Source organism: Vibrio makurazakiensis (assembly GCF_050337375.1).
In the GTDB taxonomy this organism is placed as follows: domain Bacteria; phylum Pseudomonadota; class Gammaproteobacteria; order Enterobacterales; family Vibrionaceae; genus Vibrio; species Vibrio makurazakiensis.
The window spans coordinates 1-26,703 of sequence record NZ_JAKJSW010000024.1 but is presented as its reverse complement, the minus strand read 5'-3'; the positions used below and the strand labels follow the sequence as shown (position 1 = coordinate 26,703).

Sequence of the window (26,703 nt, the reverse complement as noted above, 5' to 3'; positions counted from 1 at the left end):
ACTTCAGATATTAAAAAAGGCTGACACTTTAGTATCAACCTTTTATTTTCTTATTAGCGGTATCTAGCTACTCAGCCGTTTCTTCTTTCACTTCTTCTTTTGTCTCTGCAACTAAATCTAGGACTTGGTTATCAATAAGACGAGTCTTTCCTAAGAAGGCAGACATTAAAATGACAGCTTGATTAGATTCTGCTGTGATTGCTTGCAGCGTTCTTGCATCGCAAATGAAAATCTCATCTGGTTGTAGGTCTGCTGCACGAAGTTGGTCTGTAGCATCTTCAATCACAGAGGCGTAATCATTGCGCCCACCGCGAATCGCACTGCTAATCCAGCGCATAGTACGAGCAAGCACTGGAGCACGTTGGCGCTCATCAATGGTCAAGTTACTATTACGTGAACTCATTGCTAAACCATCCATCTCACGAACGGTAGGTACACCAACGATTTCAATGTCCATTGCAAGATCTAGCGTCATTTGGCGAATGACAGCCAATTGTTGGAAATCTTTCTCGCCAAAGCATGCAAAGTCAGGTTGAACAATGTTGAAGAGCTTAGTCACGATAGTCGCAACACCACGGAAGTGACCCGGGCGAGATGCGCCTTCGAGCATATGAGATAAACTAGGAACTTCAACAAATGTCTGCTTATCTAAACCTTCTGGGTACATCACTTCAGGTGTCGGAGTGAAAACCAGCTCAACGCCTTCACCTGTAAGCTTGTTTAAATCAGCTTCTAAAGTGCGAGGATAGTTGTTTAGGTCGTCAGTACGATCGAACTGCATTGGGTTTACAAAAATACTAACCACAACGATGTCAGCGTGTTCACGCGCTTTACGAACCAATGTTAGGTGACCTTCATGCAGGTTACCCATTGTTGGAACGAAGGCGATGGAGCGCCCATCACGCTTATAAAGCTTGATTTGCTCTCTTAGAGCCGCTATTTCAGCAAAGTTTTGCATGCTAACTCCTAAGCTATCGTATGAGCGTCGTCAGGGAAAATGGCATTTTCAACATCTGCCTTGTACTTCGCTACGGCTTTACGCATGTCACCAGTTTCAGCTAGGAAGTTCTTAGAAAACCTAGGCATGTAGTTAGCTGAAATACCGAACATGTCGTGCATAACCAAAATTTGACCATCGGTCACGCTACCTGCGCCGATACCAATAACTGGCACATCACAGGCATCTGTGATTCTTTTTGCAAGAGATGCTGGAACACATTCTAATAATACGATTTGTGCTCCTGCATTTTGTAATGCCAGTGCATCGGCAACCATTTTATCTGCTTGCTCTTCTTCGCGACCTTGAACTTTGTAACCGCCAAAAATATTAACAGATTGAGGTGTTAGACCTAAGTGAGCACATACAGGTACTGCGCGCTCTGTTAGCATTTTTACTGTGTCCACTAACCAGCTTCCACCTTCAATCTTAACCATGTTAGCGCCAGCACGTACTAACGTTGCTGCGTTCTCACAGGCTTGCTCAGGCGTTGCATAACTCATGAATGGCATATCAGCCATTAGTAAGCAGTTAGGGCTACCAGCTCGCACGCTGCGCGTGTGATAGGCAATATCTTCTACTGTTACAGGTAAAGTGTCAGTTTGACCCTGTAAAACCATACCTAGAGAATCACCAACCAGTAATACAGGCATTTCTTGGCTTTCGAATAGCTGAGCAAAACTTGCATCATAGGCTGTCGAGGTAGCGAATTTACGACCTTCGCGTTTGCATTTGATCAGATCGTTAATGGTTACTTTTTTCATTAGTTTTCCTTACTAGGTTTGGCTATCGTTGCCAAACATTGAGCCCATTTCTATTTACTACTTTCAGTAGTTCAGAGAGCTCAGTCCCGTCAGGGAGTTGTAAACTTGGTGTAATTTCAGCGAGCGGGTAGAGAACGAATTCACGTTCTTTCATTCCATAGTGAGGAACAACTAAGCGCTCGGAATTGATCACCTCATTGCCATATAAAATGAGATCGAGATCTAAGGTTCTTGGACCCCAACGCTCATCTTTACGGACACGCCCTTGCTCTAACTCGATTTTTTGGGTGCAATCGAGTAGTTCAATTGGCGTTAATTCTGTTTTTATTGCGACTACAGCATTGATGTAATCTGGCTGATTTTGCGGACCCATAGGGGTACTACTGTATAGCTGAGAGGTCGCGATAAACTCTGACTTGGGCAGATTCTTTAGAGTTTCAATCGCGAGCTTAGCTTGGCTCACTGGGTCGGCTAGGTTGCTGCCGACCGCTATGTACGCTGTAATCATTGCGCAGGCTTCGACTTTTTATTGCGGTAAGTCTTGCGGCGACGGTTTGATTTAGGTGAACCACCTACATCGGCAGCCATTGCTTGACGCATATTACGGCCTGCTGATTGGAATGTTTCCCACCACTTAGCAAGTTCAGCAACGTCGCCTTCTTCTACTTCTGCACGCATTTCTAAGAAATCAAAACCAGCACGGAACTTATTTAGCTCCATTAAGCGGAACGCTCGTTTGCCATTGCGACGAGGTAGGCGCAATTGTAGCTGCCAAATTTCACGAATGGTTGCGGTGTGGCGACGTGGAATAGCAATTGATTTAACTTGTTGATCTAAAATCAAGTTACTTGCTTCCATGATAGCATCGTAACGTTCAACGCCTAACTCTGCTACAAGCTTGTCTGCCAGCTTATTCATTGGGTACCAAAGAATGGCTGCAAACATGAATGCAGGGTTGATTCGTTTACCTTCTTCAATGCGAAGATCGGTAGAATCTAAAACTAAATCGAGCATCTTTTMTGTTTCTGAAGAGTAGTCTTCAGTGAAGTGTTCCGCGATAGCTGGGAACATCTGTTGGAAAAGGTTGTACTCGCGCATTAGGTGGTAGGTTTCAAGACCATGACCTGATTGCAGCAGTTTAAGTGATTCTTCGAATAAGCGTGCCGCTGGGATATCACGAAGAAGATGAGCGAGTTCCTCAATAGGGTCTGCCGTGTCTTCTTCAATATCGAAATCTAATTTTGCTGCAAAACGCATCGCGCGCAGCATACGTACTGGATCTTCACGGTAGCGAGTTTCAGGATCGCCAATCAATCGGATGAGACGGTCTTCTAAATCTTCTACACCACCCGCGTAGTCATGAATACTGTAGTCGCCAATGTTGTAATACATAGCGTTGATAGTGAAATCACGACGTTCAGCATCTTCATCGACCGAGCCATACACATTATCGCGTAATAGCATGCCTTCTTTTGATTGAGCTGATGTGTTCTTCGAAGGTTCTTGGTGGTGACCTCGGAAGGTGGCAACTTCAATAATATCTCGGCCAAACATAATGTGGGCAAGACGGAAACGGCGGCCAATCAGGCGACAGTTTCTAAATAGGTGTTTGATCTGCTCTGGTGTTGCGTTGGTTGCGATATCGAAATCTTTCGGCTGAGCGCCAAGTAAAATATCGCGAACACCACCACCGACTAAGAATGCGTCAAAACCCGCACCGTGCAGGCGGTAAAGCACCTTAAGTGCATTATCACTGATCTGCTTGCGTGAAATATTGTGCTCTTGTCGAGTGTAAATATTCAGAGCTAGTTCGTGGAATCCACGTTGTTCGCTTGGGGTATTGTCGTTTGTATTCATTAGTTTATAGCAAAGTTGGTATCGCCAACTCTGATTTTCTCTAGTCCAAAGTGGTATTGCAGCTTTCAATTGCGGCTAATAATAGCCTAGCGAGAGCCGTTTGAGAATATAGGAGTGACTGCCAGTTCATCTGGTAACTGTAAACAGTGCCAGTTTTTGCATCCCCAAAGCAAGATATCGTCGATTGATGACGAAGCAATGTCTGAAGGTATTTGGAACCCAAGAAACGTCATTGCCTGTAGTAATGTGGGGACGGGATTCTGATTATCAATCGCTGGTGCATGGTTTTGCTTAGATAATTTATTACCCGTCTCATCTGTTGCCAAGGGCAAATGCAGGTAACTGACAGCGGGCTGCCCTAACATTTGATAGAGGCTGATTTGTCGACCTGTTGGCTCAACTAAATCGGCTCCTCTCACAACTTCAGTGACACCTTGTTCGATATCATCAATGACGACGGCGAGGTTATATGCGAATAATCCGTCGCGTCTTTTTATGATGAAGTCTTCCTGCGCTAACGCTTCCGGGATCTGAATCTCGCCATGACGTATATCTTGGAAGTGTTCAACAGGATGAGTCATGGTTAACCGAACAGCACTGTTGTTCGCATTCTCTATTTGTTTATGGCGACAAGTGCCTTGATAAAAGCCACCTGTCTCTTTGATTTGTTTTCGAGTGCATTGACAATAGTACGCTTGTCCACTGGCTAGCCATCGATCAATTTGTTCTTGATACAAGTGATGACGCTGACTTTGATAAACAACACTGCCATCCCAATAAAGGTGGTAAGCCTCTAGGGTTTCAAGAATAAGTTGCGCAGCTCCTGCCATTTCTCTTGGTGGATCAAGATCTTCCATACGTACTAGCCATTGACCATGGTTCGCTTTAGCTTGGAAATAACTACCAAGTGCTGCGATTAAAGAACCAAAGTGCAAAGGGCCAGAAGGTGAAGGGGCAAAGCGTCCTATGTAGCTCATGGATGAGGGCCTTAAACTTGTATTAGGATTGTCGATGAATATCATTGCGTAGGTAGCCCATTGTCAGGGGCAGATTTTTACTGATATAAATAAAAAAGGGAGCAATAGCTCCCTTTTTTCAAATACTAAGGATTAACCTTGCATTTGTTTCTCTTTGATTTCTGCAAGTGTTTTACAGTCAATACAAAGATCTGCAGTCGGACGAGCTTCAAGGCGACGGATGCCGATCTCGATACCACAAGAATCACAGAAGCCGAAATCGTCTTCTTCGATTTTGTCTAACGTCTTTTCAATCTTTTTGATCAAACGACGCTCACGGTCACGGTTACGTAGCTCTAAGCTAAACTCTTCTTCTTGAGAAGCACGGTCAACCGGATCTGGGAAGTTGGCTGCTTCGTCCTGCATGTGGTGCACGGTACGGTCAACTTCAACTCTCAGCTGGTTGCGCCAAGCTTCTAAAATCTTGGTAAAATGTTCTGTTTGCTCAGGTGACATGTACTCTTCACCTGGCTTCTCTTGATACGGTTCAACACCTGCGATGGCTAGGATGCCTAGCGCTTTTTTCTTAGATTCTGGCATACAGCATCTCCTATTAACACCTAGTCAACTGCTTTACAGCTAATTTTTAGGCGGGTATCTATAGCAGAAAGACTTGGTGCTGGCAAACTCTCAATTACAAACTTGTTGGCAATGTGAACATATCATCACTTTTACTTAGTTACTGATAAATTCAACAGCTTGGGTCAGTGTAATCTCGGTATTGCTAAGCTCTGCTTTATAACAGAGTACTTCCACTCCAGCGTCTTGTGCTTGTTTTAATAATAATGAATATTTGGCGTCTATATGGTGTGCCGCGGACACTTTTTCAATACCTGAATGTAAAACAGTGAATAAAAGTACAGCTCTGCTTCCAGAATTAACCATTTCTGTGAGTTCACGCAGGTGTTTCTGTCCTCGGGTTGTCACTGAATCTGGAAAGTATCCTTGTCCGTTTACTTCTTCATCCAATAAAGTGACGCTTTTAACTTCAATAAAGCAATTCGGTTTGTTGCTATCACTTAGTAGCACATCTATGCGGCTGTTCTCATTACCATATTTCACTTCTGTACGAAGTTCTTCATACCCTAAGAGTTCAACTATAGTTCCATTTTCAATCGCTTCCACTGCTAATTGGTTGGCTCGGGCAGTATTAATGCAGATTTGATGCCCAGCAGCGGTTTGAGAGAGTTCCCAGCTATTTGGATATTTACGCTTAGGGTTATCCGATGTTGAGTACCAGACCGTATTCCCCGGTTCTGCACATCCGGTCATCGCTCCCGTATTAGCGCAGTGAATGGTGCGAGTGCTACCGTCGGCTAGTACTATATCAGTTAAAAAGCGTTTGTAGCGTTTTATAAGAGTCGCTGGCTCTAATGGGAGATTGAAATGCATTTTACTTATTTAGAGGGAAAGTTTTTTATGTACAATGGTTAGCAATACTACACCATAAGGCTTTTCCATTGTCACAACTGCCTATTGAAGCTGTGATGCCTGAATTACTCTCAGGTATTAAACAGTATTCTCAATTGATCCTTAAAGCCGCTCCCGGCGCTGGTAAGTCAACGTTTTTCCCATTAGAGCTTGTTAAAGCCAACTTGGTTAACGGCAAGATCATTATGCTTGAACCTAGGCGTTTGGCTGCTCGTAACATTGCCCGCTATTTGGCTCAGCAGTTGGGAGAGGAGGTCGGTGAGAGCATAGGTTATCGAGTTCGTGGGGAAACGAAAGTCAGCAGCAAGACTCGACTCGAAATCGTCACTGAAGGGATCATGACTCGTATGATTCAATCTGACCCTGAGTTGGATGGTGTTGATCTTATTATTTTTGATGAGTTTCATGAACGTAGTATCCATGCCGATACGGCATTGGCGTTCAGTTTGGAGATTCAAGAAGCGTTACGTGATGACCTGAAAATAGTGGTGATGTCGGCAACTCTTGACCATAAAGCGCTTCAATCTTTATTACCTGACGCTTTGTATGTTGAGTCCCAAGGGCGTTCATATCCTGTAGAGTTTCGCYACCAACCTTTATCTACCAATGATTATCTCGTAGGTAGAATGGCTCGCCAAWTTGAGTCACTTATCGCTTCAGAGCAAGGCTCTCTGTTGGCTTTTCTACCTGGTGTATCTTCGATTAAACAGGTTGAACAGCAATTATCAGGGCTTGGAGCCGATGTTGATATTTGCCCGCTTTACGGACAACTTAATTTTTCTCAGCAGCAAAAAGCGATATCTCCTTCTCCTAATGGGCGTCGAAAAGTAGTTTTGGCGACCAATATTGCAGAAACCTCATTAACGATCGAAGGAATTCGGTTAGTCGTGGATTCTGGCCTTGAACGAGTGGCAAAGTTTGATTTAAAGACCGGCATTACGAAACTTGAACAAGTGAAAATAGCCCAATCTTCAGCTGAACAACGAGCGGGTCGTGCTGGTCGTTTGGAATCTGGCATATGTGTTCGCCTGTATAGCGAAACTCAGTTGAAACAACAGCCGTATGTGCCAGAACCTGAAATCCTACATTCCGATTTATCTTCGCTTGCGTCTGAATTAGCACAGTGGGGTGCGTCTTGTGCGAGTGAACTTCAGTGGCTCGATTTACCTCCTAAGGTTGCGATGCAGCAAGCTCAGCAATTGCTTATTACGCTCGGAATTTTAGACATTCGTGGTCAGTTAACGGCTCAAGGCAAGCAAGCCCAAACGCTTGGAATGGATCCACGAATTGCTAGTATGCTGGTAAAAGCGAGCTCCCATGATGACTTACTGCTGGGAGCTGCGATCGTGACTTCCGCTTTATTGGAAGAGCCAGAAAGAAACGTCACGGATTTACAGCACTCATTGCACCGCTTAAAGCAGGGTTCCCATTCGAAACAGTCAATACTGGTCAGCCGAATCAACCAGTTGTTCAAAAAACTGAGTTGTCATGTTCCATTGCGGAATGTTGATGAGAGCTATTTACCAGTGGCGCTGAGTTTGGCTTTTCCAGATCGTATTGCGCAGTCACGTCAAATCGGTTCTGGTAAGTACTTGCTGGCAAATGGTCATGGAGCGCAGTTGAGAGACGATGACACGCTCGCCAATAATGAGTATTTGATCGCTGTTGATCTTATGCGTTCGAACAATACATCGAGTCAGATCTTTTTAGCGGCTTCCGTGGATATCGAAGAGGTCAGTCGTGAGTTTCCAGATTTGTTCTCTAATTCTGATTACATCGATTGGGATGAAAAACGTGGGCGATTGGTCGCAGAAAGGCGATTACAGTTAGGTGAATTGGTTATTCACAGAGAAGAACTTCCAGAACCTGATAAAAGTTTGATCAGCCAAGCTTTGCTAAGTTATGTGCAACGTAAAGGTTTAAGTTGTTTAAATTGGTCAGACAGCGCTCTCAAGTTAATTGAAAGAGTTCGCTGTGCGATTGATTGGTTACCAGAAAAAGAATGGCCAGCTATGGATGAGGCTAGCTTAGTGAACCAATTGTCTGATTGGTTGGCGCCTTATATGAACAACGTAAAATCGGTGAAAGGACTAGCAAGTATTTCAGTTGAACAAGCGTTATTGGCGCGTCTTGGGTGGCCACTAAATCAAGATATTGATACTTGGTTACCGACCCACTACACCATGCCAACAGGCTCAAAAAAGGCAATTCGCTACCAACACCGATCTGAACCTGTGATTTCCGTTCGACTGCAAGAGGTTTTTGGTGAGCAAGACTCCCCATTAATTGCTCTAGGAAGAAAGAAAGTGGTATTAGAGCTACTTTCTCCAGCACAAAGACCGCTGCAAATTACTCAAGATCTTGCTGGGTTCTGGAGCGGGGCATACAAAGAAGTACAAAAGGAAATGAAAGGGCGTTACCCGAAGCACCCTTGGCCTGATGATCCTGCAAACCATGAAGCCACCACTAAAACTAAACGACAGTTGAACCGATGATGAAAACGTTGACGGCCAAAAAAGCCCCACCGAAAAAAACGCCAGCAAAAAAGACTGCCGCTAAATCGACGACGGCAAAAAGAAAACCGAGAGCGCCTCGTAAGTCAAAGGCGAAAACAAAAGCACAACGTAATTGGTTGAAAGTACTATGGAGCATTGGCTGGAAGTCGGCGTTGGCGGTCGCAGCTATATTGCTATTTATTGGCATTTACCTTGATACGTCAGTGAAGCAACGCTTTGAAGGTCAGTTATTTGATTTACCTACCGTGGTGTACGCAAGGGTTTTGCACCTTGCGCCCGGTGATCCTGTGACCGTTAAACAAATTCGCAATGAACTTGATGTGCTGAATTATAGAAAGGTCAGAGCGCCTCGTCATCCTGGTGAATATTCGTCATCTTCGACGAAAATTGAATTGATCCGTCGTCCATTTGAGTTTGTCGACGGGCCTGAGCCTGATCGCCATATCATGCTGCATTTCAAAGATAATCAGTTACAACGCATTCAATCCTTAGAGAGCAGTGGGGATATGGGGTATTTGCGAATTGAACCTAAGATGCTCGGAATGCTTGAGAAGGCGACTGACGAGCAGCGCCTGTTCTTAAAGCGAGAGCAGTTCCCAGAAGTGATCGTCGATGCGTTACTCGTGACAGAGGATCGAGACTTTTATCAGCATGATGGTGTATCTCCACTGGCTATCGCTCGTGCGATGGTAGTTAACGTGAAAGCTGGACGAACAGTGCAGGGCGGAAGTACGTTAACTCAGCAATTAGCTAAGAATTTATTCCTGTCTAGCGAGCGTACTTTATGGCGAAAAGTGAGAGAGGCGTATATCGCACTCATTTTGGACTATCGCTACAGCAAAGATAGAATTTTAGAAGCTTATTTGAATGAAGTTTATCTTGGACAAAGTGGTGGTCAGGCTATCCATGGTTTTGGACTTGCTTCGCGATTTTACTTCGGTCAGCCAATTCAAGAGTTAAGAATTGATCAGTTGGCGCTGCTGGTGGGAATGGTTAAGGGGCCTTCGTATTACAATCCGATTCGTTACCCTGAGCGCGCTAAAAAACGTCGTGATCTTGTATTACGTTTGATGATGCAGCAAGACATCTTAACCGCTGAGCAATTTGATGAAGCTGCCAGCCGTGGTTTAGATATTCAAGATAATCCGAAAATTGCTAGTCGCCAACCTGCGTACTTTCAACAAGTTAATAATGAGTTGCGCCAATATGTCGGTGACCGTTTTCAGTCTCAAAAAGGCTTGAGAGTATTCACATCACTTGACCCTGTATCACAAGATAAACTGGAAAAAGCGCTCGCTAACAAAGTCCCAATGTTTGCTAAAAAAGCAGGTAAGCAATTAGAAGGGGCGGCGAYTGCTGTTGATCGYAGCAGTGGTGAAATACGAGCTATGGTTGGTGGCAAGCGAACGGGATACGATGGTTTTAATCGTGTGCTTAATGCCAGTCGCCCTATTGGTTCGTTAGTGAAGCCCGCTGTTTATCTTACCGCTTTACAACAGCCTAAAAAATATAACCTTGCAACCACTTTGATGGACACTCCATTGAGCATGAAAGGCAGCAAAGGAAGTGTTTGGAGCCCCCGAAACTTTGATAGGAAGTTTCGGGGTGAAGTCCCTTTGTACGTTGCATTGTCGAAATCTTACAATGTTCCGACGGTTCGTTTAGGCATGCAATTGGGGATTAAAAATGTTTCCGAAACTATTGAAAGATTGGGGGTGGATAAGAATGAAATCCGCCCCGTGCCATCAATGTTTTTGGGTTCGTTTTCTTTGACACCATTCCAAGTCGCTCAGATGTATCAAACACTGACAAATTCAGGGAAAAAGGCTCAATTGTCGGCCTTACGCTCGGTCGTTGATATTGACGGTGATGTTATTTATCAATCAATCCCACGAGTTTCTCAGTCTGTCGATGAGCAGGCGGCATGGTTAACGACTTATGCCATGAAGAAAGGGGTCTCTGAGGGGACTGGACGATTTTTGCAAAGTCAGTTCTCATGGGCAGCCCTAGCTGGTAAAACCGGAACCAGTAATGATAGCCGAGACAGCTGGTTTGTAGGCGTTGATGGCCGTGAAGTGACGACTATTTGGCTTGGTCGTGATGACAACAAACCGACTCATTTAACCGGTTCTAGTGGTGCGTTAAGAGTATATGCTGAATATTTGCAGCAACGTATCCCAGAGCGTTTGGTATTGCCGTGGCCTACAGGCATTGCAACTGCAAACTTTAACCAGACCGTTGACGGTGAATTACAGTTCGATTGTGATGGTAAAGTGCAGCTTCCCGTATGGGATGAAAATGGCGAAATAAAACAAGGCTGTCAAAGCCAACCAAAACAGTGGCTTAAAAAGCTTTTTCAGTGGTAAAGTCAACCTGACTCATAATTTACAAGGATTTAAATTACATGGCAGTATCTCGCAGGCTTAGCCGCTATGCATGTATTTTTGGCTTGATTGGTAGCGTCTCCGTTTTTGCTAGCGATAGTGAGAAGGGCAATGTGGCCAAAGTTCAAGAGGGCAATGCTCAGGAAGAGCAAGTCTTTACGAATTCAAATACTGATTCTCGCCCGACCGTCGCTGTGGTTCTAGCTGGTGGTGGTGCTAAAGGTGCTGCGCACATTGGTGTGCTAAAAGCACTTGAAGAAATGCATATCCCCGTCGATTATATTACCGGTACCAGCATGGGAGCCTATGTTGGCGGCCTGTATGCGACGGGTATGAGTGCTGCCGAAATTGAAAGTTTTATCTATAGCATTGACTGGAACAAAGGCTATCGAGATCGAGTGAATCGCAGCGAGCGTCGTGTTCGAGATAAAGAGTATGAAGACCGTTACCAACTGACTACCGACCTTGGCCTACGATGGGGAGAGATTCGAGCTCCTAAAGGTGTGGTACAGGGTCAAAATATGTTGCGCATTTTGCGTGAAACTACGGGCAACGTATCTAAACTTGAATCCTTTGATCAGTTAGCAGTGCCTTACCGTTCTGTTGCAACAGATATCATCGAGCTTGAAGAAGTCGTCATCGATAAAGGTTTCCTTGTCGACGCTATGATGGCGAGTATGTCGGTTCCGGGGGCTTTACCTCCTTATGAATTAAATGGACAAATGCTCGTAGACGGTGGCGTAACTAATAATATGCCTGTTGATGTTGCTCGTGCGATGGGTGCTGATATTGTTATCGCCGTTGATATCAGCACTGATTACAAAGATGAATTCACCACTTTCCTATCTGCTGCAGACCAACTTTCTAATTACCTCGTTCGTCGTAGTACTCAAAAACAAGCCCAAACTCTTACAGAGCAAGATGTGTTTCTTCAGCCTGATGTAGGGCAAATGGAAACTACTGAGTTTGATAAAATGCCGAGTGCATATCAGGCTGGCTATGAGATTACTTATCAATTTGAAGAACAGTTAAAAGCAATCGCGCTAAACAGTGCTCAATTCCAAGAGTACATTGATAAAAAACAGGCTGCGAGAAAGCAGTTGCATCACATGGATAAATCAGTGGTTGATGAAGTGATTGTAAATAACAACACTCACTACACCGACAAGCTGCTGCTTAACCGCTTGGATTTAGAAACCGGAGAGGTTTTAAAAACCAGTGATTTGGAATCTAGCGTTCAAGATCTCTATGCGCTGGATAGGTTTGAGCTGATCACTTATCGCTATGAAGAAGTTGATGGTGTGGATCAGGTTGTTATCGATGTGAATGAGAAATCTTGGGGACCTAATTATGTGAACTTTCGTTTTTATTTAGAAGACGACTTTTCAACAGACAGCCAGTACTCCCTAGGAATATCGACGAACTTTACTGACATAAACGCTCATGGCGCCGAGCTTAGAACGAACTTAGAAATGGGTACGGATAAACGTATCGAAGCTGAATTGTTCTCTCCATTCCTATCAAGCCAGAAACTATTTACTTCGGCTTCTTATACTTATAGTAAGCAGAACCGTAATATTCCTGCCTCAATCGCTGGGATTGAAGAGCCTTCATTAGACGTTACTAAGGATTTCGTTCCACTGACGTACCTTGAAAATATCGGAGAATTGGCTTTCGGGTATCAACCAACGTTATGGCAAGAATTGAAATTTGGTGTTCGTTATACCGATGGTGAGGTTGAATCTGCTTCTCTTTCTTCTATCGGTAGTGTGGGGTTTACTCGTCAAGGAGCATTCGCATCCTACAAATTGGATACGTTAGACAGCTTTAGTTTACCAACTAAAGGCTATTACTTTGATTTTGAATACCTAGTGTCTCACGATGAAGCTCAATCGAACGTGGTTGCACCCACGTCAGTCGTTGATGATAGCAGTGATACAGTGTACGAATTGAATGTTAACTTCTTAGCCGCAAAAAGCTATAAAAGACATACTTTAGTCGCAAAGCTTGATTATGGAGTAGTAGAAAGCAAAAACTCAAGCTTCCCTATAGACCCTAAAGAGCTAGGTGGCTTTTTGAATCTATCAGGGATCCCTCGGAATAGTCTTATCGGACAGAACCTTGCTTATTCGAGTTTGGTGTATCGCTATAAGTGGTTTGAAAATGATTTTGGACTGTTTGAGTCCCCTGTTTACTTAGGTGCATCCATAGAGCATGGTGGCGTTTGGTCTGATACGAATTTGAAATTAGATGAAGCTCCCATGTATACAGCAGGTTCAATATTTACTGGTATAGATTCACCTATTGGACCCGTAATCTTTGCTTATGGTAAGACTGAAGATAATTATGATTCTGTTTACTTAATTATTGGGACATCTTACAAATAATCAAATGTTTAATAGCAAATGAAACGCATAAATAGCCAAAAAAGTTAAAACTTTAGTCTTAAGTTGCTATGTTGGTCAAAATGATGAGATTTTAATTTATCGTTAAATTTGCTATTGTACTGCCCACAGTTTGGCCTCTCTGGCGCTGCTAATAACTCTTGTATATGACTAAAATAACAATGAGGGTTTAGTTGAATTGGCAATGGAGAGCCAAGTTTCCAAGGATGTTCACTCCATCATTATTCATCACTCTGAAGTAATGATAATAAATGGAGGAACCGCAATGAGAGGAAAAAGTCGTGCTTGAAGCCTACCGTAAACACGTCGCAGAGCGTGCTGCCGAAGGAGTTGTTCCTAGACCATTAGATGCTGAGCAAGTAGCTAGCCTAGTTGAACTTTTAAAGAACCCACCTCAAGGTGAAGAAGCTGTCATTCTTGACCTGTTAGAAAACCGAATTCCCCCCGGTGTAGATGAAGCTGCTTATGTAAAAGCGGGCTTTTTAACAGCTATCACGAAAGGTGAAGTTGAATCTCCGCTAGTAAGTAAAGCGAAAGCGGCAGAACTACTTGGCACAATGCAAGGTGGTTACAACATCGAATCTCTAGTTTCGCTACTAGACGATGCTGAGCTTGCACCTATCGCAGTTAAAGCACTTTCTCATACTCTTTTGATGTTTGATGCCTTCTACGATGTTGAAGAAAAAGCGAAAGCGGGCAACGCTTCTGCACAGCAAGTTCTTCAATCTTGGGCTGACGCTGAGTGGTTTACTTCAAAAGATAAAGTAGCGGAAAAAATTACCGTTAAAGTATTCAAGGYCACTGGTGAAACAAACACTGATGATCTATCACCTGCACCTGATGCTTGGTCTCGCCCTGACATTCCAGTACACGCAAAAGCGATGTTGAAAATGGAACGTGAAGGTATTACTCCTGATGAGCAAGGTAGTGTTGGGCCAATCAACCAAATCGAAGAAATGCAAAAAGACGGCATTCCACTGGCTTACGTTGGTGATGTTGTTGGTACTGGCTCTTCACGTAAATCAGCAACAAACTCAGTGCTTTGGTTCATGGGCGAAGATATCCCATTTGTACCAAACAAGCGCACTGGTGGTGTTTGTCTAGGTGGTAAAATCGCACCAATCTTCTACAACACAATGGAAGACTCAGGTGCACTACCGATTGAATTGAACGTACAAGACATGAATATGGGTGATGTCATTGATATCTTCCCTTACGAAGGTGTTGTTCGTAAAGACGGTGCTGATATTTCAAGCTTCGAACTGGGTAAAGTTCTGTTGGATGAAGTTCGTGCTGGTGGTCGTATCCCACTGATCATTGGTCGTGGCTTAACAGGCCGAGCTCGTGAATCTCTAGGTCTAGCTGAAACAGATTTATTCGCTAAACCAATTGATCCTTCAGCTTCTGATAAAGGCTACACGCTAGCTCAGAAGATGGTAGGTAAAGCATGTGGTGTAGAAGGTGTACGTGCTGGTCAGTACTGCGAACCTAAAATGACAACGGTTGGTTCTCAAGATACTACGGGTCCTATGACTCGTGATGAGCTTAAAGATCTGGCTTGTCTTGGTTTCTCTGCTGATCTTGTAATGCAGTCTTTCTGTCACACATCGGCTTACCCGAAACCTGTTGACGTAAACACGCACCACACATTGCCTGATTTCATCATGAACCGCGCTGGTGTTTCACTGCGCCCTGGTGATGGTGTTATCCACTCGTGGCTAAACCGTATGCTTCTTCCTGATACTGTTGGTACAGGTGGTGACTCGCATACTCGTTTCCCTCTAGGTATTTCATTCCCAGCAGGTTCCGGTCTAGTTGCATTTGCAGCTGCAACAGGTGTTATGCCTCTTGATATGCCTGAATCAATTTTGGTTCGTTTTAAAGGTGAAATGCAGCCGGGTATCACGCTACGTGACCTAGTACATGCGATTCCTCTTTACGGCATCAAGCAAGGCCTACTAACAGTAGAGAAAGCCGGTAAGATCAACGAATTCTCTGGTCGTGTACTAGAAATTGAAGGTGTTGAGCACCTATCTGTTGAGCAAGCGTTTGAACTTTCTGATGCATCTGCAGAGCGTTCTGCTGCGGGTTGTACTGTTAAGTTGTCTCAAGAATCTATCGAAGAGTACCTAAACTCGAACGTAACCATGCTTAAGTGGATGATTGCCGAAGGTTACGGTGATGTTCGTACTATTGAGCGTCGTATTACTGCAATGGAAGAGTGGCTAGCGAACCCTGAGTTACTATCTGCTGATTCTGATGCTGAATACGCTCACGTTATCGAGATCGATCTAGCTGACATCGACCAACCAATCCTATGTGCACCAAACGATCCAGATGATGCTCGTCTTCTTTCTGACGTTCAAGGCACTGAGATTCAAGAAGTGTTCATCGGTTCTTGTATGACTAACATCGGTCACTTCCGTGCTGCAGGTAAGATGCTTGAAGAGTTTAATGGCTCGTTAAGCACTCGCCTATGGGTTGCTCCGCCAACTAAGATGGATAAAGACCAACTGACAGAAGAAGGCTACTACGGCATCTTCGGTCGTGCTGGAGTTCGTATTGAAACTCCGGGTTGTTCACTATGTATGGGTAACCAGGCTCGTGTTGCTGACAAAGCGACAGTTATGTCTACTTCTACACGTAACTTCCCTAACCGTTTAGGTACTGGTGCGAACGTTTACCTGGCTTCTGCTGAGCTTTCTGCCGTTGGTGCGATTCTTGGTCGTATCCCAACAAAAGAAGAGTACTTAGAGTATTCATCGAAGATTGACGCTACAGCTGCTGATACATACCGTTACCTGAACTTCCATACAATGGGTCAGTACACGGATAAGGCAGACACTGTGATTTTCCAAGAGCCTGCATAGCACTTCTGATGTATTTAGTTAATTGCTAACTAGCTAATAAAACGCCTTCTCTTTGAGAAGGCGTTTTTGTTTTTAAGGCGCTAATGACTAATCATAGTCGCATTATTAACTGACTCGACCTCCAATAAACTTCGCTATATACTCTCGCCTCATTTTTGTCATACCTATCGATTAAACCTTGGAGCCTTATGGAATTCGAATTTGTAAGAAACACATTAATGGGCGAATACTATGTGAAATGTAGTATGGGGCATGAAATCGTAGGCCGTTGGCTGCAAGAAGAAATCGGTAAAGACAAACAAAAATTAGAACAGGTGAGAGAGCTTATCGAGCGTTCTCGCCAAGACTTAAGTACAGAAGTCTCTTTATTGGGTAAGGAGATAACCCTTACAATTAATGAAGATGAAGTTACCGTTCAGGAAAATGTTCTTAGCCATGAATATGAACTGGAAGAAGGCAGTGAGTTCGACTTTTATAATTGTGAAAGCCAAGCAAATTGTGGCATTGATGATTTTGAGTTGTTGATTGAACGATGGATAGATTTTCTAGGATATACGTAAATGCCCGATTATAGGGCGCAACAGAAAGTCGCTTTAAGATAGTGAAAAGGCTGCACCAACATGGTGCGGCCTTTTTGGTTTTTATCGATAATAAAAAGGTTAATTTGTTATAAATCAAAAGGTTGGGTTTTTGGCATGCTACTTGATTGTAATGTAAGTGTTAACGGATTAATGAATTATTAAAGGGAACATTATGAAAATAATCAATGCCATTGTTAAACCATTCAAATTAGATGATGTACGTGAAGCGCTTGCAGATGTAGGCATAGAGGGTATGACTGTTTCAGAAGTGAAAGGCTTCGGCCGTCAAAAAGGACACACAGAGTTGTACCGTGGAGCTGAGTATCAAGTGGACTTTTTACCAAAAGTAAAACTAGAAATCGCTACGCAAGCTGAGAATGTTGATCGCGTGGTAGAAGCCATTACCAATGCAGCTCACACCGGTAAAATTGGCGACGGTAAAATCTTTGTCTACGACCTTAGCCAGGCTGTTCGTATCCGAACGGGTGAGATGGACGCTGAAGCACTTTAAGAATTTGATGGATTAGGAGATACAGATATGGAACTTTCAACCACGGTTACAGAATTACGTTACGCACTAGACACTTTTTTCTTCCTCATTTCAGGTGCGTTAGTTATGTGGATGGCAGCAGGCTTTGCGATGTTAGAAGCTGGCCTTGTTCGTTCAAAGAATACGACGGAAATATTAACTAAGAACATTTGTTTGTACGCGATTGCTTGTACTACGTTCTTAGTCGTTGGTTACAACATCATGTATGTCGATAACGGTGAAGGCGGCTGGTTACCATCATTTGGTACTCTGATTGGTACTCAAGGAGAAGGTGCTGACCACTCTCTAGAATCAGACTTCTTCTTCCAGGTAGTGTTCGTTGCGACTGCAATGTCTGTGGTATCTGGTGCAGTTGCTGAACGAATGAAACTTTGGTCATTCCTTATCTTTTCAGTAGTACTGACAGCATTTATTTACCCAATTGAAGGTTACTGGACTTGGGGTGGTGGTTTCTTATCTGAAGCAGGTTTTAGTGACTTCGCTGGCTCAGGTATTGTTCATATGGCTGGTGCATCTGCTGCTCTTGCTGGTGTATTACTGCTAGGTGCTCGTAAAGGAAAATATGGTAAGAAAGGTGAAATCTACCCAATTCCTGGTTCAAACATGCCGTTAGCAACTTTGGGCACCTTCATTCTTTGGTTCGGTTGGTTTGGTTTTAACGGTGGTTCTCAGCTGATGGTTTCGGATTTCGAGAACGCGACTGCGGTTGGTCAAATATTTCTAAACACGAATGCGGCTGCAGCTGCGGGTGCGATTGCCGCGTTGTTTGTATGTAAAACGACATGGGGTAAAGCTGACTTAACTATGGTTCTCAATGGTGCGCTTGCAGGTCTGGTTGCAATTACTGCTGACCCACTATCTCCATCACCTATCTACGCTGTATCTATCGGTGCTGTTGCTGGTGCATTAGTTGTATTTAGTATTATTGGTTTGGATAAAATTAAGATTGATGATCCAGTAGGCGCAATATCAGTGCACGGTGTATGTGGTTTCTTCGGTTTAATGGTAGTGCCACTAAGTAATGGTGATGCAACATTTGGTGCTCAACTACTAGGTGCTGCAGTAATCTTTGCATGGGTATTCGGAGCTAGCTTAGTTGTTTGGGGCGTGCTTAAAGCAACAATGGGTATCCGAGTGACTGAAGATGAAGAACTTGAAGGTATGGACATGCATGACTGTGGTGTAGGCGCTTACCCTGAGTTTGTGACAGTAAAATAAAACTGTGACGTAATAAATATTTACAATATTTACACTTCAAAACCTACCTGAAAGGGTAGGTTTTTTTGTTTCTGATCATTGTAATTACTGTATTGATGAATATAATAACGCAACTGATAGACATTATCATTTCGATATAAAGGATTTTACTAATGAAAAAACTGCTAACTCTTTCAGCAATTGCTTGTAGCGCAATCGCACCAACAGCTGCAATCGCTGCTGAAGAAGTAAACGTATACTCTTACCGCCAACCTTTCCTTGTTGAACCTATGTTCAATGAGTTCACAAAAGAAACTGGCATTAAAGTAAATGTAAAGTTTGCTAAAAAGGGTCTAGCAGAGAAGTTAGCTCAAGAAGGCGAATACAGCCCAGCTGACGTTATTCTGACTGTAGATATCAGCCGTCTAGCAGAGCTAACAAGCAAAGGTTTAGTTCAATCTGTAGATAGCAAGGTTATTGAAGCAAACGTACCTGCTCAATACCAAGACACAGACAACGAATGGTTTGCACTAACGACTCGTACTCGTTCTGTTTACTCTTCTCGTGACCGTGTAGGCCGCCTAGGTGATGACTTCACATACGCAGACCTAACTAAGCCTGAGTTCAAAGGTAAAATCTGTACTCGTAGCGGTAAGCACCCATACAACGTATCTCTAGTATCTTCTATGATTGCTCATAAAGGTGAAGCTGAAACTAAAGAATGGTTAGAAGGCGTTAAAGCTAACCTAGCTCGTAAGCCTCAAGGTAACGACCGCGCTCAAGTTAAAGCTATCAAAGAAGGTCTATGTGACGTTTCTCTTGGTAACAGCTACTACCTAGGTAAGATGGTTAATGATGAGAAGCAAAAAGCTTGGGCTGACGCTGTTTACATCAACTTCCCTAACCAAGAAACTACAGGTACTCACGTAAATATCTCTGGTATGGCGATGGCTAAGTACTCTCCAAACCAAGACAATGCTGTGAAGCTAATGGAATTCCTAACGGGTAACGTTGCTCAAAGCATGTACGCTGAAGTGAACTATGAGTACCCAGTAAAAGTTGGCGTTAAGCGTTCTGAGCTAGTTGCATCTTGGGGTGACTTCAAATCTGATTCTGTTTCTCTAGACGAAATTGCTGAGCATCACGCTGCTGCAATCAAACTTCTAGATGAAGTGAAATTTGACCTTTAATCGAATCTAGGGGTATAACTGTACCCCTATTTTTATAAAGGGATATGAGATGTATTTGCAAACGCATTTATATTTCATACAGCCTTGCTGTAATTAGGCTAATGAAAGAAAAAAACTCTCTATTAAAAACCAGTAGTTTAAGCTTTGCCTTACTGCTGGTTTTGCCGATCTTAGCGATCTTCTATACCGCTATCGGTGAAACCGACGAAGTATTCAGTCACTTATTGTCGACTGTAATGCCTACCTACACCTATAACACCATTGTACTAGTACTTGGTGTAATGGTGCTTTCTCTTATTTTTGGTATTCCTAGTGCTTGGTTTATGGCGATGTGCCGTCTTCCTAGTGAAAAATGGCTTCAATGGGCTTTAGTGTTACCCTTGGCGATGCCTGGCTATATCATTGGTTATATCTTTACTGACTGGTTTGACTTTGCTGGACCTATTCAGATTTTCCTTCGAGATATAACGGGGTGGGGACCCGGTGAATATTGGTTTCCTGATATAAGAACCTTAGGTGGAGCTACCGCGGTACTTGCCTTAGTACTATACCCTTATGTGTACTTACTGTGTCGAGCTGCGTTTATGGAACAAAATGTTTCATTATTGCAGTCAGCTCGTTTGCTTAAATGCTCGCCATGGGAAAGCTTTCGTAGAATATCTTTACCTTTAGTTCGACCATCTATGGCTGTTGGCTTATCGCTGGTGGCAATGGAAACGATAGGTGATTTCGGTACGGTAAGTTATTTTGCGGTTAACACTTTGACTACCGCCGTATATGACACTTGGCTTGGGTATTCGAATTTAACAGCAGCGGCGAAAATATCTGCATTGATGTTAATCATCGTTATCCTGTTGTTAAGCTCTGAACGTTACAGTCGCCGAAAGCAAAAGCTTTTTCAAAGTCAGTTTGCTAGCCATGAAGACTTTCGTTATGTATTAACGGGTTGGAAGAAGTGGGGCGCATTAATCTGGTGTTGGGGATTAGTGGCGATTGCGTTTATCTTCCCATTGTTACAGTTATGCCTCTACTCTTATCAATATTTTGCACAAAGCTGGACTGCGGAGTTTCGTGAATACGCTGTAAATAGTCTACTTGTCTCGATTGCTGCCGCTATCATTGGTGTGTTTGTTGCGTTAGTTGTGAACTTTTACCACCGTGTAAACCCAAGCAAAACAAGCATTAGCTTTGTTCGTCTATCTTCAATGGGTTATGCAGTACCAGGAACGGTATTAGCTATAGGTGTGATGGTGACCGTTATCGCTATGGACCACTTTGTAAATGATTTTGCTAAATTAATGGACTGGGGAAGACCTGGATTGATTTTCTCTGGTTCTATGTTTGCGCTAATATTTGCCTTAGTTGTTCGCTTTTCGGCTGTTGCAATCGGTAGTATTGAAAGTAGCTTAAGTAAAATTTCGCCATCTCTTGATATGGCAGCTAAAACCATGGGCTGCAATACAAACCAAATGCTCAAACGTATTCATTTTCCTTTGATTAAACGCGGTGCATTAATAGCGGCACTGTTAGTGTTTATTGAGTCAATGAAAGAGCTGAATGCCGCATTGCTACTGCGTCCATTTAACTTTGAGACGTTGGCAACCTATGTTTATAACTATGCCTCAGATGAGCATCTAGAGCTTGCTGCGCTACCTGCTGTATTGCTGGTACTAGTTGGATTGATTCCGTTGATTATTGTTAATCGTTCTTTGGAGCAAAAACACTGATGAGTTGTGCATTATCCATTAAAGATTTGACCTGCAAATACGAATCTCAAACTATCTTAGAGTCTTTATCTCTTGAGGTTGAGCACGGTGAAATTGTCTGTCTGTTAGGTGCGAGTGGCTGTGGTAAAACTACGCTACTGAAAGCAGTTGCCGGTTTGCTACCTCTAAGCAGCGGTGTCATGAGTTTAAACTGTCAAACTATCGATGACGGTAAAAACTGGCTACCACCAGAGCAGCGTAACATTGGAATGATTTTCCAGGATTACGCATTGTTTCCCCACTTAACTGTGGCTGAAAATGTTGCTTTTGGGCTGAGAAAATTACCAGAACCTGAAAAGCGTGAAAAGGTCGAAGAAATGTTAGATCTCGTGCACCTTAATGGGTTTGGAGATCGTTACCCACATCAACTTTCTGGTGGCCAACAGCAGCGAGTTGCGATTGCACGTTCGTTAGCATACAAGCCTGATCTATTGTTACTTGATGAACCATTTTCGAATATCGATACTCAAGTACGACATGAACTGATTTCTGAAATTCGTAAGATATTTAAGAAGCAGGGCGTTACAGCGATCTTTGTGACTCATAGTCGAGAAGAAGCATTCGCTTTTTCAGATAAAATGGCGGTTATGAATCGCGGTGTGATAGAACAATATGGTTCGGCTTCTGATCTTTATTACCGTCCGTCGAGCAAATTTGTGGCTGACTTTTTAGGTGGTGGTAGCTACCTAAAAGCAAAACGTTTAACGACTCAAGAGTTTGAAACAGACTTAGGAGTAATTGAGGCGTTTCCGCAGACTAACATTGAGTTAGATTCTTTTTGTGAGCTATTACTGCGTCCACAACACATCCAAGTTTCAGCGGGTGAAGAAAGTGCAATTTCGGTGTTAGAGCAACAATTTATGGGTGACCATTGTCGATATGTCATTGAAGCGAACGGACAGAAATTACTGGCGACTTCAGCAGAGGCGTTAGAAGTTGGACAAACTGTTGCGGTAAAAGTAGACACAAACGGTGTGCTAGCATTTTAGGTGAACTGAATTTTTTAAAATAAACTCACCAGCGATCCTAAAAAAGCCCAGTAATCATAATTAAATGAATTGCTGGGCTTATTTATTTAGAAAACTATACCGAAGTTTTTACTAGCCTTGTTAAAGGGCTAAAAACTCTTTCATTTGATGAAGTACACGTTCTGCTATTTCTTGGTTTTCCATTTCTGCAAATATTCTTAGCAACGGTTCGGTTCCAGAGAAACGAGTAATTACCCAGCCACCGTTTTTGAAATAGACTTTAGCACCATCTTCATAGCTTACTTTATCAATATCGTACTCAAATTCAGGCAGCTTCTTCTCTACATAAATCTTATTATACAGCGTCTCTTTTTCTGATGGCTTAAACGTACAGTCACCTTCTGCCGTATATGCGTAGCCGTACTTACCGTAGATCTCTCCAAGCAATTCAGAAAGCTTTTTACCAGTGACGCTGATCATTTCAACCAATAGACTTGATGCGAATACTCCATCTTTGCCTTTGATATGACCACGAATGGTTAAACCACCAGAGCTTTCACCGCCAATCAATGAATCATCAGCTTCCATTTGAGAGCTGATGTGCTTGAAGCCTACAGGAACCTCAAAGCTCTTTTCGCCATGGTCGGCAGCCACTTTATCTAACAGGTGCGTAGTAGCGATGTTACGAACTACTGAGCCTTTCCAACCCTTGTACTCAAGTAAGTAGTAATACAGCAACAGTAATACTTCATTTGGGTGGATAAAGTTGCCTTTTTCATCAATGATACCTAAACGGTCAGCATCACCATCTGTACCAATACCGATATCATAACCTTCGGCAGCTACTAGATGTTTTAGTCGGTATAGCGTTGCAGCATTTGGAGACGGCATTAGGCCCCCGAAATCTGGGTTTTTACCGTCATTGATCACGTCAACATCGCAGCGACCATTGATCAAAACAGTTTGTAAGGCATTTTTTGCCACTCCAAACATAGGATCAATCAATACACGTAGATTGGCTTTTTTTATGGCTTCTATATCGATAGCGTTAATAATAGAGTCGACAAAATCGTTCATTGGGTTGATGATTTCGATAGCTTTATCGTTGAGTGCTTGCTCAAAATCGACACGAACTACATCTTCAGTCGTTAGAGTTGCTATCTGCTGCTCGATTTTTTGTGTGATGACTTCATCGGCATCACGACCGCCTTCAATAAAGACTTTAATGCCGTTGTAATCTGCTGGGTTGTGGGATGCAGTAATACACGCTGAATAAGTACAGCCCATTTCTTTTGCTTGGAACATAACGATAGGGGTTGGAACAAACTTATCGATGAAACTCACTTTGATGTTGTTAGCAGCCAGTACTTCGGCAAACCAACATGCAGCTTTATCAGAAAGAAAACGGCGGTCATAGCCGATAACGAATCCGTTCTTCGCTGCATCTTCATTGTTGATGATGTTAGCAAGTGCTTGTGCCACTAAGCGGACGTTTCCTCTGGTGAACTCTTCACCAATGAAAGCGCGCCAGCCGCCAGTACCAAATTTAATCATTAGAAAATCCTTTTAGTCTCACTATCTCAAGCCTACAAAGACTGAGATAGTGAGCTGTTCATCAAATTGAGTGATTAGCCGAGAACAACGATAACTTCGTTCACGCTGCCTTCTGCTTGTACTGGGATAGCGCCTTCAATCTTCTCACCGTTGATAGTGATAGAGGCAACACCTTTGCTTACTGCATTCGGGTTTTGCACTGTGATATTGTAAGTTGCGCCGCGCCATTGACGAGTTACTTCGAATTCAGGCCAATCAGTTGGGATGCAAGGGTCAACCGTTAGGCTTTCAAAGCCTGTGCGAACACCAAGGATGAAGTTAGTTACTGCAAAGTAAGCCCAACCAGATGTGCCTGTTAACCAAGGGTGGTTTGCACGGCCATGGTCTTTGTGGTCTTTACCCATGATGAATTGTACGTACGAGTATGGTTCTGCGTAACGCGTTTCAATCATCTCGTTTTGGTTGTATGGGTTTAGTGCATCGTAGAATTTCATCGCACGGTCACCACGGCCTAGTTTCGCTTCTGCTACCCAAGCCCATGGGTTCGGGTGAGAGAAGATAGCGCCGTTCTCTTTCACGCCTTGGTATACACGAGTGACAAAGCCAATATCGTCGTTTGGTGTAGCGAATGATGGAGAGTTTAGATGTAGGCCGTATTCAGAGAATAGGTTCTCATCGACAGCGTCCATCGCTTTCTCGCCACGCTCTTGAGATACCGCGCCAGATAGAACCGCTAGCGTGTTTGACTCAAGGTGTACTCGACCTTCGGCTTGTTGCGCCGTACCAATCTTGTCGCCATTTTTAGTCAGGCCACGAATGTACCAACCGCCTTCGTCATCCCATAGGTGTGTTTCACATGCTTCACGCACGTTCGCTGCCATTTCTGTGTATTTATCAACATCAGCGTTGTTATTACGGAATTTAGCAAGGTCTAAGAATTCTTGTAGAGCCCAGAAGTGTAGGAATGAAACCATTGAAGACTCACCACCACCTAGGTTCAAACAGTCGTTCCAGTCAGCGCGAAGACCTTTACAGATACCTGTTTGACCAACGTATTCTGCCGAGAAATCGAGTGCTGCTTTCATGTGCTCGTAAACAGTTGCGTCACCACCGTCTGCGTATGGAATCACTTCATCAAAGAAGTCGTGCTCACCGGTTTCCATTACGTATTTGATGATGGTCGGGACGATCCATAGGTGATCATCAGAACAAGTATCTTCAATGCCGTGGATCTTGTCGTCGTCTGACGGTGTTGGAACAACCGTTGGAGATTTTGAAGGCTCAACGTCTGCTTTCTCTGGATCAAACCAGTCTGGATCGAACAAGTGTAGACCGTAGCCCGCTTTCACTTGGCCGCGAAGCAGATCGATAATACGCTTCTTGGTCATTTGTGGGTTTGCATGAGGTACAGAGATAGCATCTTGCGCCGTATCACGGTAACCAAGACCAGTTCGGCCACCCACTTCGATGAACGAAGCAAAGCGCGACCACACTACACAAGTCTCAGCCTGGTAAAGTGTCCAAGTGTTGATCATTGTGTCTAAGCCTTCGTTCGGAGACTTAACTTGGAATTTGTTACAGCGCTCATCCCAGTGGTCTTTGATGCCTTGGAAAGCCGCATCTACGTTTGCTACGTCTTGGTACTTTTCACGTAGGCGCTCACCGTTGCCTTTGCCTATACCTAGGATATACGCAAAGCGAACTTCTTCACCTGGTTGAATCGTAAATTGTTTGTGCAGTGAGCCACAATGGTTGTAACAGGTTTGAGCGCTGTTAGAACACTTACCGTTTTCAACTGCAATTGGATTTGCTTCGTCACGGTACATACCTAGGAAGTTGTCACGTTGACCATCATAACTATCAGGTGAGAACGTTGATGCTAGGTAGTAGAAACCTTCAAAGTCGTTAGTGTTGTAGTACAGGTCGTACTCAAGTACACCTTCTTTGTATTCTGTACCCGCAGAGTACAAAGACATTTGATGGTTTTGGTTGTCTGATTGAATGTGGCTGAAAGAGAACTCAACAAAAGAGAAAGTGCTGATGGTTCTTGGTTTGTCGGTGTTGTTTTTAAGAACAACATCCCATACTTCTGCGTCTTCGCCTTTAGGAACGAATAACGTTTTAGTTGCTGTGATACCGCTGTATTCACATTTGAATTTAGAGTACGACAAGCCATGACGAACTTCATAGCTCGCTTCATCTAGGCTTTTAGCCACTGGCTGCCATGAGATAGACCAGTAATCACCTGTCTCATCATCACGCAAATAAACATAGTGCCCCGGACGGTCGAAAGTACCGTTTGGGCGGAACTTTGTAACACGGTTGTATTCCGGTGAGTTGTAAAACGAGTAGCCGCCAGCATTGTGCGAAATTACAGTACAAAACTTTTCTGTACCAAGGTAGTTAGTCCATGGAGCCGGAACATCAGGGCGAGTGATGACGTATTCGCGATTATCGTTATCGAAATAGCCGTATTTCATTGTCATTTCCTTTTTAACATACTGCGTAAATTGGCAGTTAAACTTACTAATTTGATATGGCTAAGCGGCGAAAGAGCAGCTTAGCGGCTAGATTATTTCCAAGGGTTCCGATATTGGATTTTGAATTTGTCCAACAGTGGTAAGTGCCCTTTGAGTCGTGATAGGTAACCATTCCAA

At 43.5% G+C, this 26,703-nt stretch carries 19 protein-coding genes; 10 read left to right on the top strand and 9 right to left on the bottom strand.

The genetic code is table 11. The features are described from left to right. Positions 1-67: 67 nt before the first annotated feature. From panC to sfsA, 7 genes are all read right to left on the bottom strand, one after another. Positions 68-958 carry a pantoate--beta-alanine ligase gene (gene panC, locus L4C33_RS03845; protein ID WP_428811134.1) on the bottom strand — a complete coding sequence of 297 codons (891 nt, stop codon included), beginning with the start codon at positions 956-958 and terminating at the stop codon, positions 68-70. Between the two features lie 8 nt (positions 959-966). Continuing rightward, positions 967-1,761: a 3-methyl-2-oxobutanoate hydroxymethyltransferase gene (panB, locus tag L4C33_RS03840; RefSeq protein ID WP_428811133.1), complete on the bottom strand. Its 795-nt coding sequence runs from the start codon at positions 1,759-1,761 to the stop codon at positions 967-969. A 22-nt stretch (positions 1,762-1,783) separates the two neighbouring features. Further along, positions 1,784-2,269, bottom strand: coding sequence for a 2-amino-4-hydroxy-6-hydroxymethyldihydropteridine diphosphokinase (folK, locus tag L4C33_RS03835; protein ID WP_428811132.1), 486 nt, complete (start codon positions 2,267-2,269; stop codon positions 1,784-1,786). Further along, a complete protein-coding gene (gene pcnB / locus L4C33_RS03830) occupies positions 2,266-3,618 on the bottom strand; it encodes a polynucleotide adenylyltransferase PcnB (protein WP_428811131.1) in 1,353 nt (450 codons plus the stop codon). The genes folK and pcnB overlap by 4 nt, the downstream gene beginning before the upstream one ends. Before the next feature lie 86 nt (positions 3,619-3,704). After that, complete coding sequence (gene gluQRS, locus L4C33_RS03825; protein ID WP_428811130.1) at positions 3,705-4,595, bottom strand: tRNA glutamyl-Q(34) synthetase GluQRS; 891 nt, start codon at positions 4,593-4,595, stop codon at positions 3,705-3,707. 132 nt (positions 4,596-4,727) lie between these two features. Next, positions 4,728-5,174, bottom strand: a complete 447-nt coding sequence (dksA, locus tag L4C33_RS03820; RefSeq protein WP_428811129.1) for an RNA polymerase-binding protein DksA — start codon at positions 5,172-5,174, stop codon at positions 4,728-4,730. Positions 5,175-5,309: 135 nt separating this feature from the next. After that, positions 5,310-6,026, bottom strand: a complete 717-nt coding sequence (gene sfsA, locus L4C33_RS03815) for a DNA/RNA nuclease SfsA (protein WP_428811128.1) — start codon at positions 6,024-6,026, stop codon at positions 5,310-5,312. A gap of 68 nt (positions 6,027-6,094) precedes the next feature. Here sfsA and hrpB point away from each other — a divergent pair, with 68 nt between their 5' ends. The 10 genes from hrpB (at position 6,095) to L4C33_RS03765 (ending at position 22,513) form a co-directional block, all read left to right on the top strand. After that, on the top strand, positions 6,095-8,560 hold the full coding sequence (gene hrpB, locus L4C33_RS03810) for an ATP-dependent helicase HrpB (protein ID WP_428811127.1): 2,466 nt from the start codon (positions 6,095-6,097) through the stop codon (positions 8,558-8,560). Beyond that, a complete protein-coding gene (gene mrcB, locus L4C33_RS03805; RefSeq protein WP_428811126.1) occupies positions 8,557-10,947 on the top strand; it encodes a penicillin-binding protein 1B in 2,391 nt (796 codons plus the stop codon). The genes hrpB and mrcB overlap by 4 nt, the downstream gene beginning before the upstream one ends. Before the next feature lie 38 nt (positions 10,948-10,985). After that, on the top strand, positions 10,986-13,352 hold the full coding sequence (locus L4C33_RS03800; RefSeq protein WP_428811125.1) for a patatin-like phospholipase family protein: 2,367 nt from the start codon (positions 10,986-10,988) through the stop codon (positions 13,350-13,352). Between the two features lie 299 nt (positions 13,353-13,651). Continuing rightward, the gene (gene acnB, locus L4C33_RS03795) at positions 13,652-16,240 is read left to right on the top strand and encodes a bifunctional aconitate hydratase 2/2-methylisocitrate dehydratase (protein WP_428811124.1); all 2,589 of its coding nucleotides are present in this window, start codon (positions 13,652-13,654) and stop codon (positions 16,238-16,240) included. A gap of 188 nt (positions 16,241-16,428) precedes the next feature. Further along, the gene (locus L4C33_RS03790; protein WP_428811123.1) at positions 16,429-16,800 is read left to right on the top strand and encodes a YacL family protein; all 372 of its coding nucleotides are present in this window, start codon (positions 16,429-16,431) and stop codon (positions 16,798-16,800) included. Positions 16,801-16,993: 193 nt separating this feature from the next. Continuing rightward, positions 16,994-17,332 (top strand): P-II family nitrogen regulator, encoded by a 339-nt coding sequence (locus L4C33_RS03785; RefSeq protein WP_428811122.1) that lies wholly within the window; start codon positions 16,994-16,996, stop codon positions 17,330-17,332. Positions 17,333-17,359: 27 nt separating this feature from the next. Continuing rightward, a complete protein-coding gene (locus L4C33_RS03780; RefSeq protein WP_428811121.1) occupies positions 17,360-18,589 on the top strand; it encodes an ammonium transporter in 1,230 nt (409 codons plus the stop codon). A gap of 152 nt (positions 18,590-18,741) precedes the next feature. After that, on the top strand, positions 18,742-19,758 hold the full coding sequence (locus L4C33_RS03775) for a Fe(3+) ABC transporter substrate-binding protein (RefSeq protein ID WP_428811120.1): 1,017 nt from the start codon (positions 18,742-18,744) through the stop codon (positions 19,756-19,758). Positions 19,759-19,859: 101 nt separating this feature from the next. Next, the gene (locus L4C33_RS03770) at positions 19,860-21,485 is read left to right on the top strand and encodes an ABC transporter permease (RefSeq protein ID WP_428811119.1); all 1,626 of its coding nucleotides are present in this window, start codon (positions 19,860-19,862) and stop codon (positions 21,483-21,485) included. Beyond that, the gene (locus tag L4C33_RS03765; RefSeq protein WP_428811118.1) at positions 21,485-22,513 is read left to right on the top strand and encodes an ABC transporter ATP-binding protein; all 1,029 of its coding nucleotides are present in this window, start codon (positions 21,485-21,487) and stop codon (positions 22,511-22,513) included. Before L4C33_RS03770 ends, L4C33_RS03765 begins: the two co-directional genes overlap by 1 nt. A 120-nt stretch (positions 22,514-22,633) precedes the next feature. Here L4C33_RS03765 and L4C33_RS03760 read toward each other — a convergent pair whose 3' ends face one another. Together L4C33_RS03760 and L4C33_RS03755 are read right to left on the bottom strand one after the other, a co-directional pair. Then, positions 22,634-24,046 carry a phosphoglucomutase/phosphomannomutase family protein gene (locus L4C33_RS03760; RefSeq protein ID WP_428811117.1) on the bottom strand — a complete coding sequence of 471 codons (1,413 nt, stop codon included), beginning with the start codon at positions 24,044-24,046 and terminating at the stop codon, positions 22,634-22,636. A 74-nt stretch (positions 24,047-24,120) separates the two neighbouring features. Beyond that, positions 24,121-26,526: a glycoside hydrolase family 94 protein gene (locus tag L4C33_RS03755; protein ID WP_428811116.1), complete on the bottom strand. Its 2,406-nt coding sequence runs from the start codon at positions 26,524-26,526 to the stop codon at positions 24,121-24,123. Between the last annotated feature and the right edge of the window lie 177 nt (positions 26,527-26,703).

Coding starts and splice junctions, on each gene's coding strand:
- panC (WP_428811134.1), bottom strand. CDS start 958: ATGCAAAACTTTGCTGAAATAGCGGCTCTAAGAGAGCAAATCAAGCTT.
- panB (WP_428811133.1), bottom strand. CDS start 1,761: ATGAAAAAAGTAACCATTAACGATCTGATCAAATGCAAACGCGAAGGT.
- folK (WP_428811132.1), bottom strand. CDS start 2,269: ATGATTACAGCGTACATAGCGGTCGGCAGCAACCTAGCCGACCCAGTG.
- gluQRS (WP_428811130.1), bottom strand. CDS start 4,595: ATGAGCTACATAGGACGCTTTGCCCCTTCACCTTCTGGCCCTTTGCAC.
- dksA (WP_428811129.1), bottom strand. CDS start 5,174: ATGCCAGAATCTAAGAAAAAAGCGCTAGGCATCCTAGCCATCGCAGGT.
- sfsA (WP_428811128.1), bottom strand. CDS start 6,026: ATGCATTTCAATCTCCCATTAGAGCCAGCGACTCTTATAAAACGCTAC.
- L4C33_RS03800 (WP_428811125.1), top strand. CDS start 10,986: ATGGCAGTATCTCGCAGGCTTAGCCGCTATGCATGTATTTTTGGCTTG.
- L4C33_RS03790 (WP_428811123.1), top strand. CDS start 16,429: ATGGAATTCGAATTTGTAAGAAACACATTAATGGGCGAATACTATGTG.
- L4C33_RS03785 (WP_428811122.1), top strand. CDS start 16,994: ATGAAAATAATCAATGCCATTGTTAAACCATTCAAATTAGATGATGTA.
- L4C33_RS03780 (WP_428811121.1), top strand. CDS start 17,360: ATGGAACTTTCAACCACGGTTACAGAATTACGTTACGCACTAGACACT.
- L4C33_RS03775 (WP_428811120.1), top strand. CDS start 18,742: ATGAAAAAACTGCTAACTCTTTCAGCAATTGCTTGTAGCGCAATCGCA.
- L4C33_RS03770 (WP_428811119.1), top strand. CDS start 19,860: ATGAAAGAAAAAAACTCTCTATTAAAAACCAGTAGTTTAAGCTTTGCC.
- L4C33_RS03765 (WP_428811118.1), top strand. CDS start 21,485: ATGAGTTGTGCATTATCCATTAAAGATTTGACCTGCAAATACGAATCT.
- L4C33_RS03760 (WP_428811117.1), bottom strand. CDS start 24,046: ATGATTAAATTTGGTACTGGCGGCTGGCGCGCTTTCATTGGTGAAGAG.
- L4C33_RS03755 (WP_428811116.1), bottom strand. CDS start 26,526: ATGAAATACGGCTATTTCGATAACGATAATCGCGAATACGTCATCACT.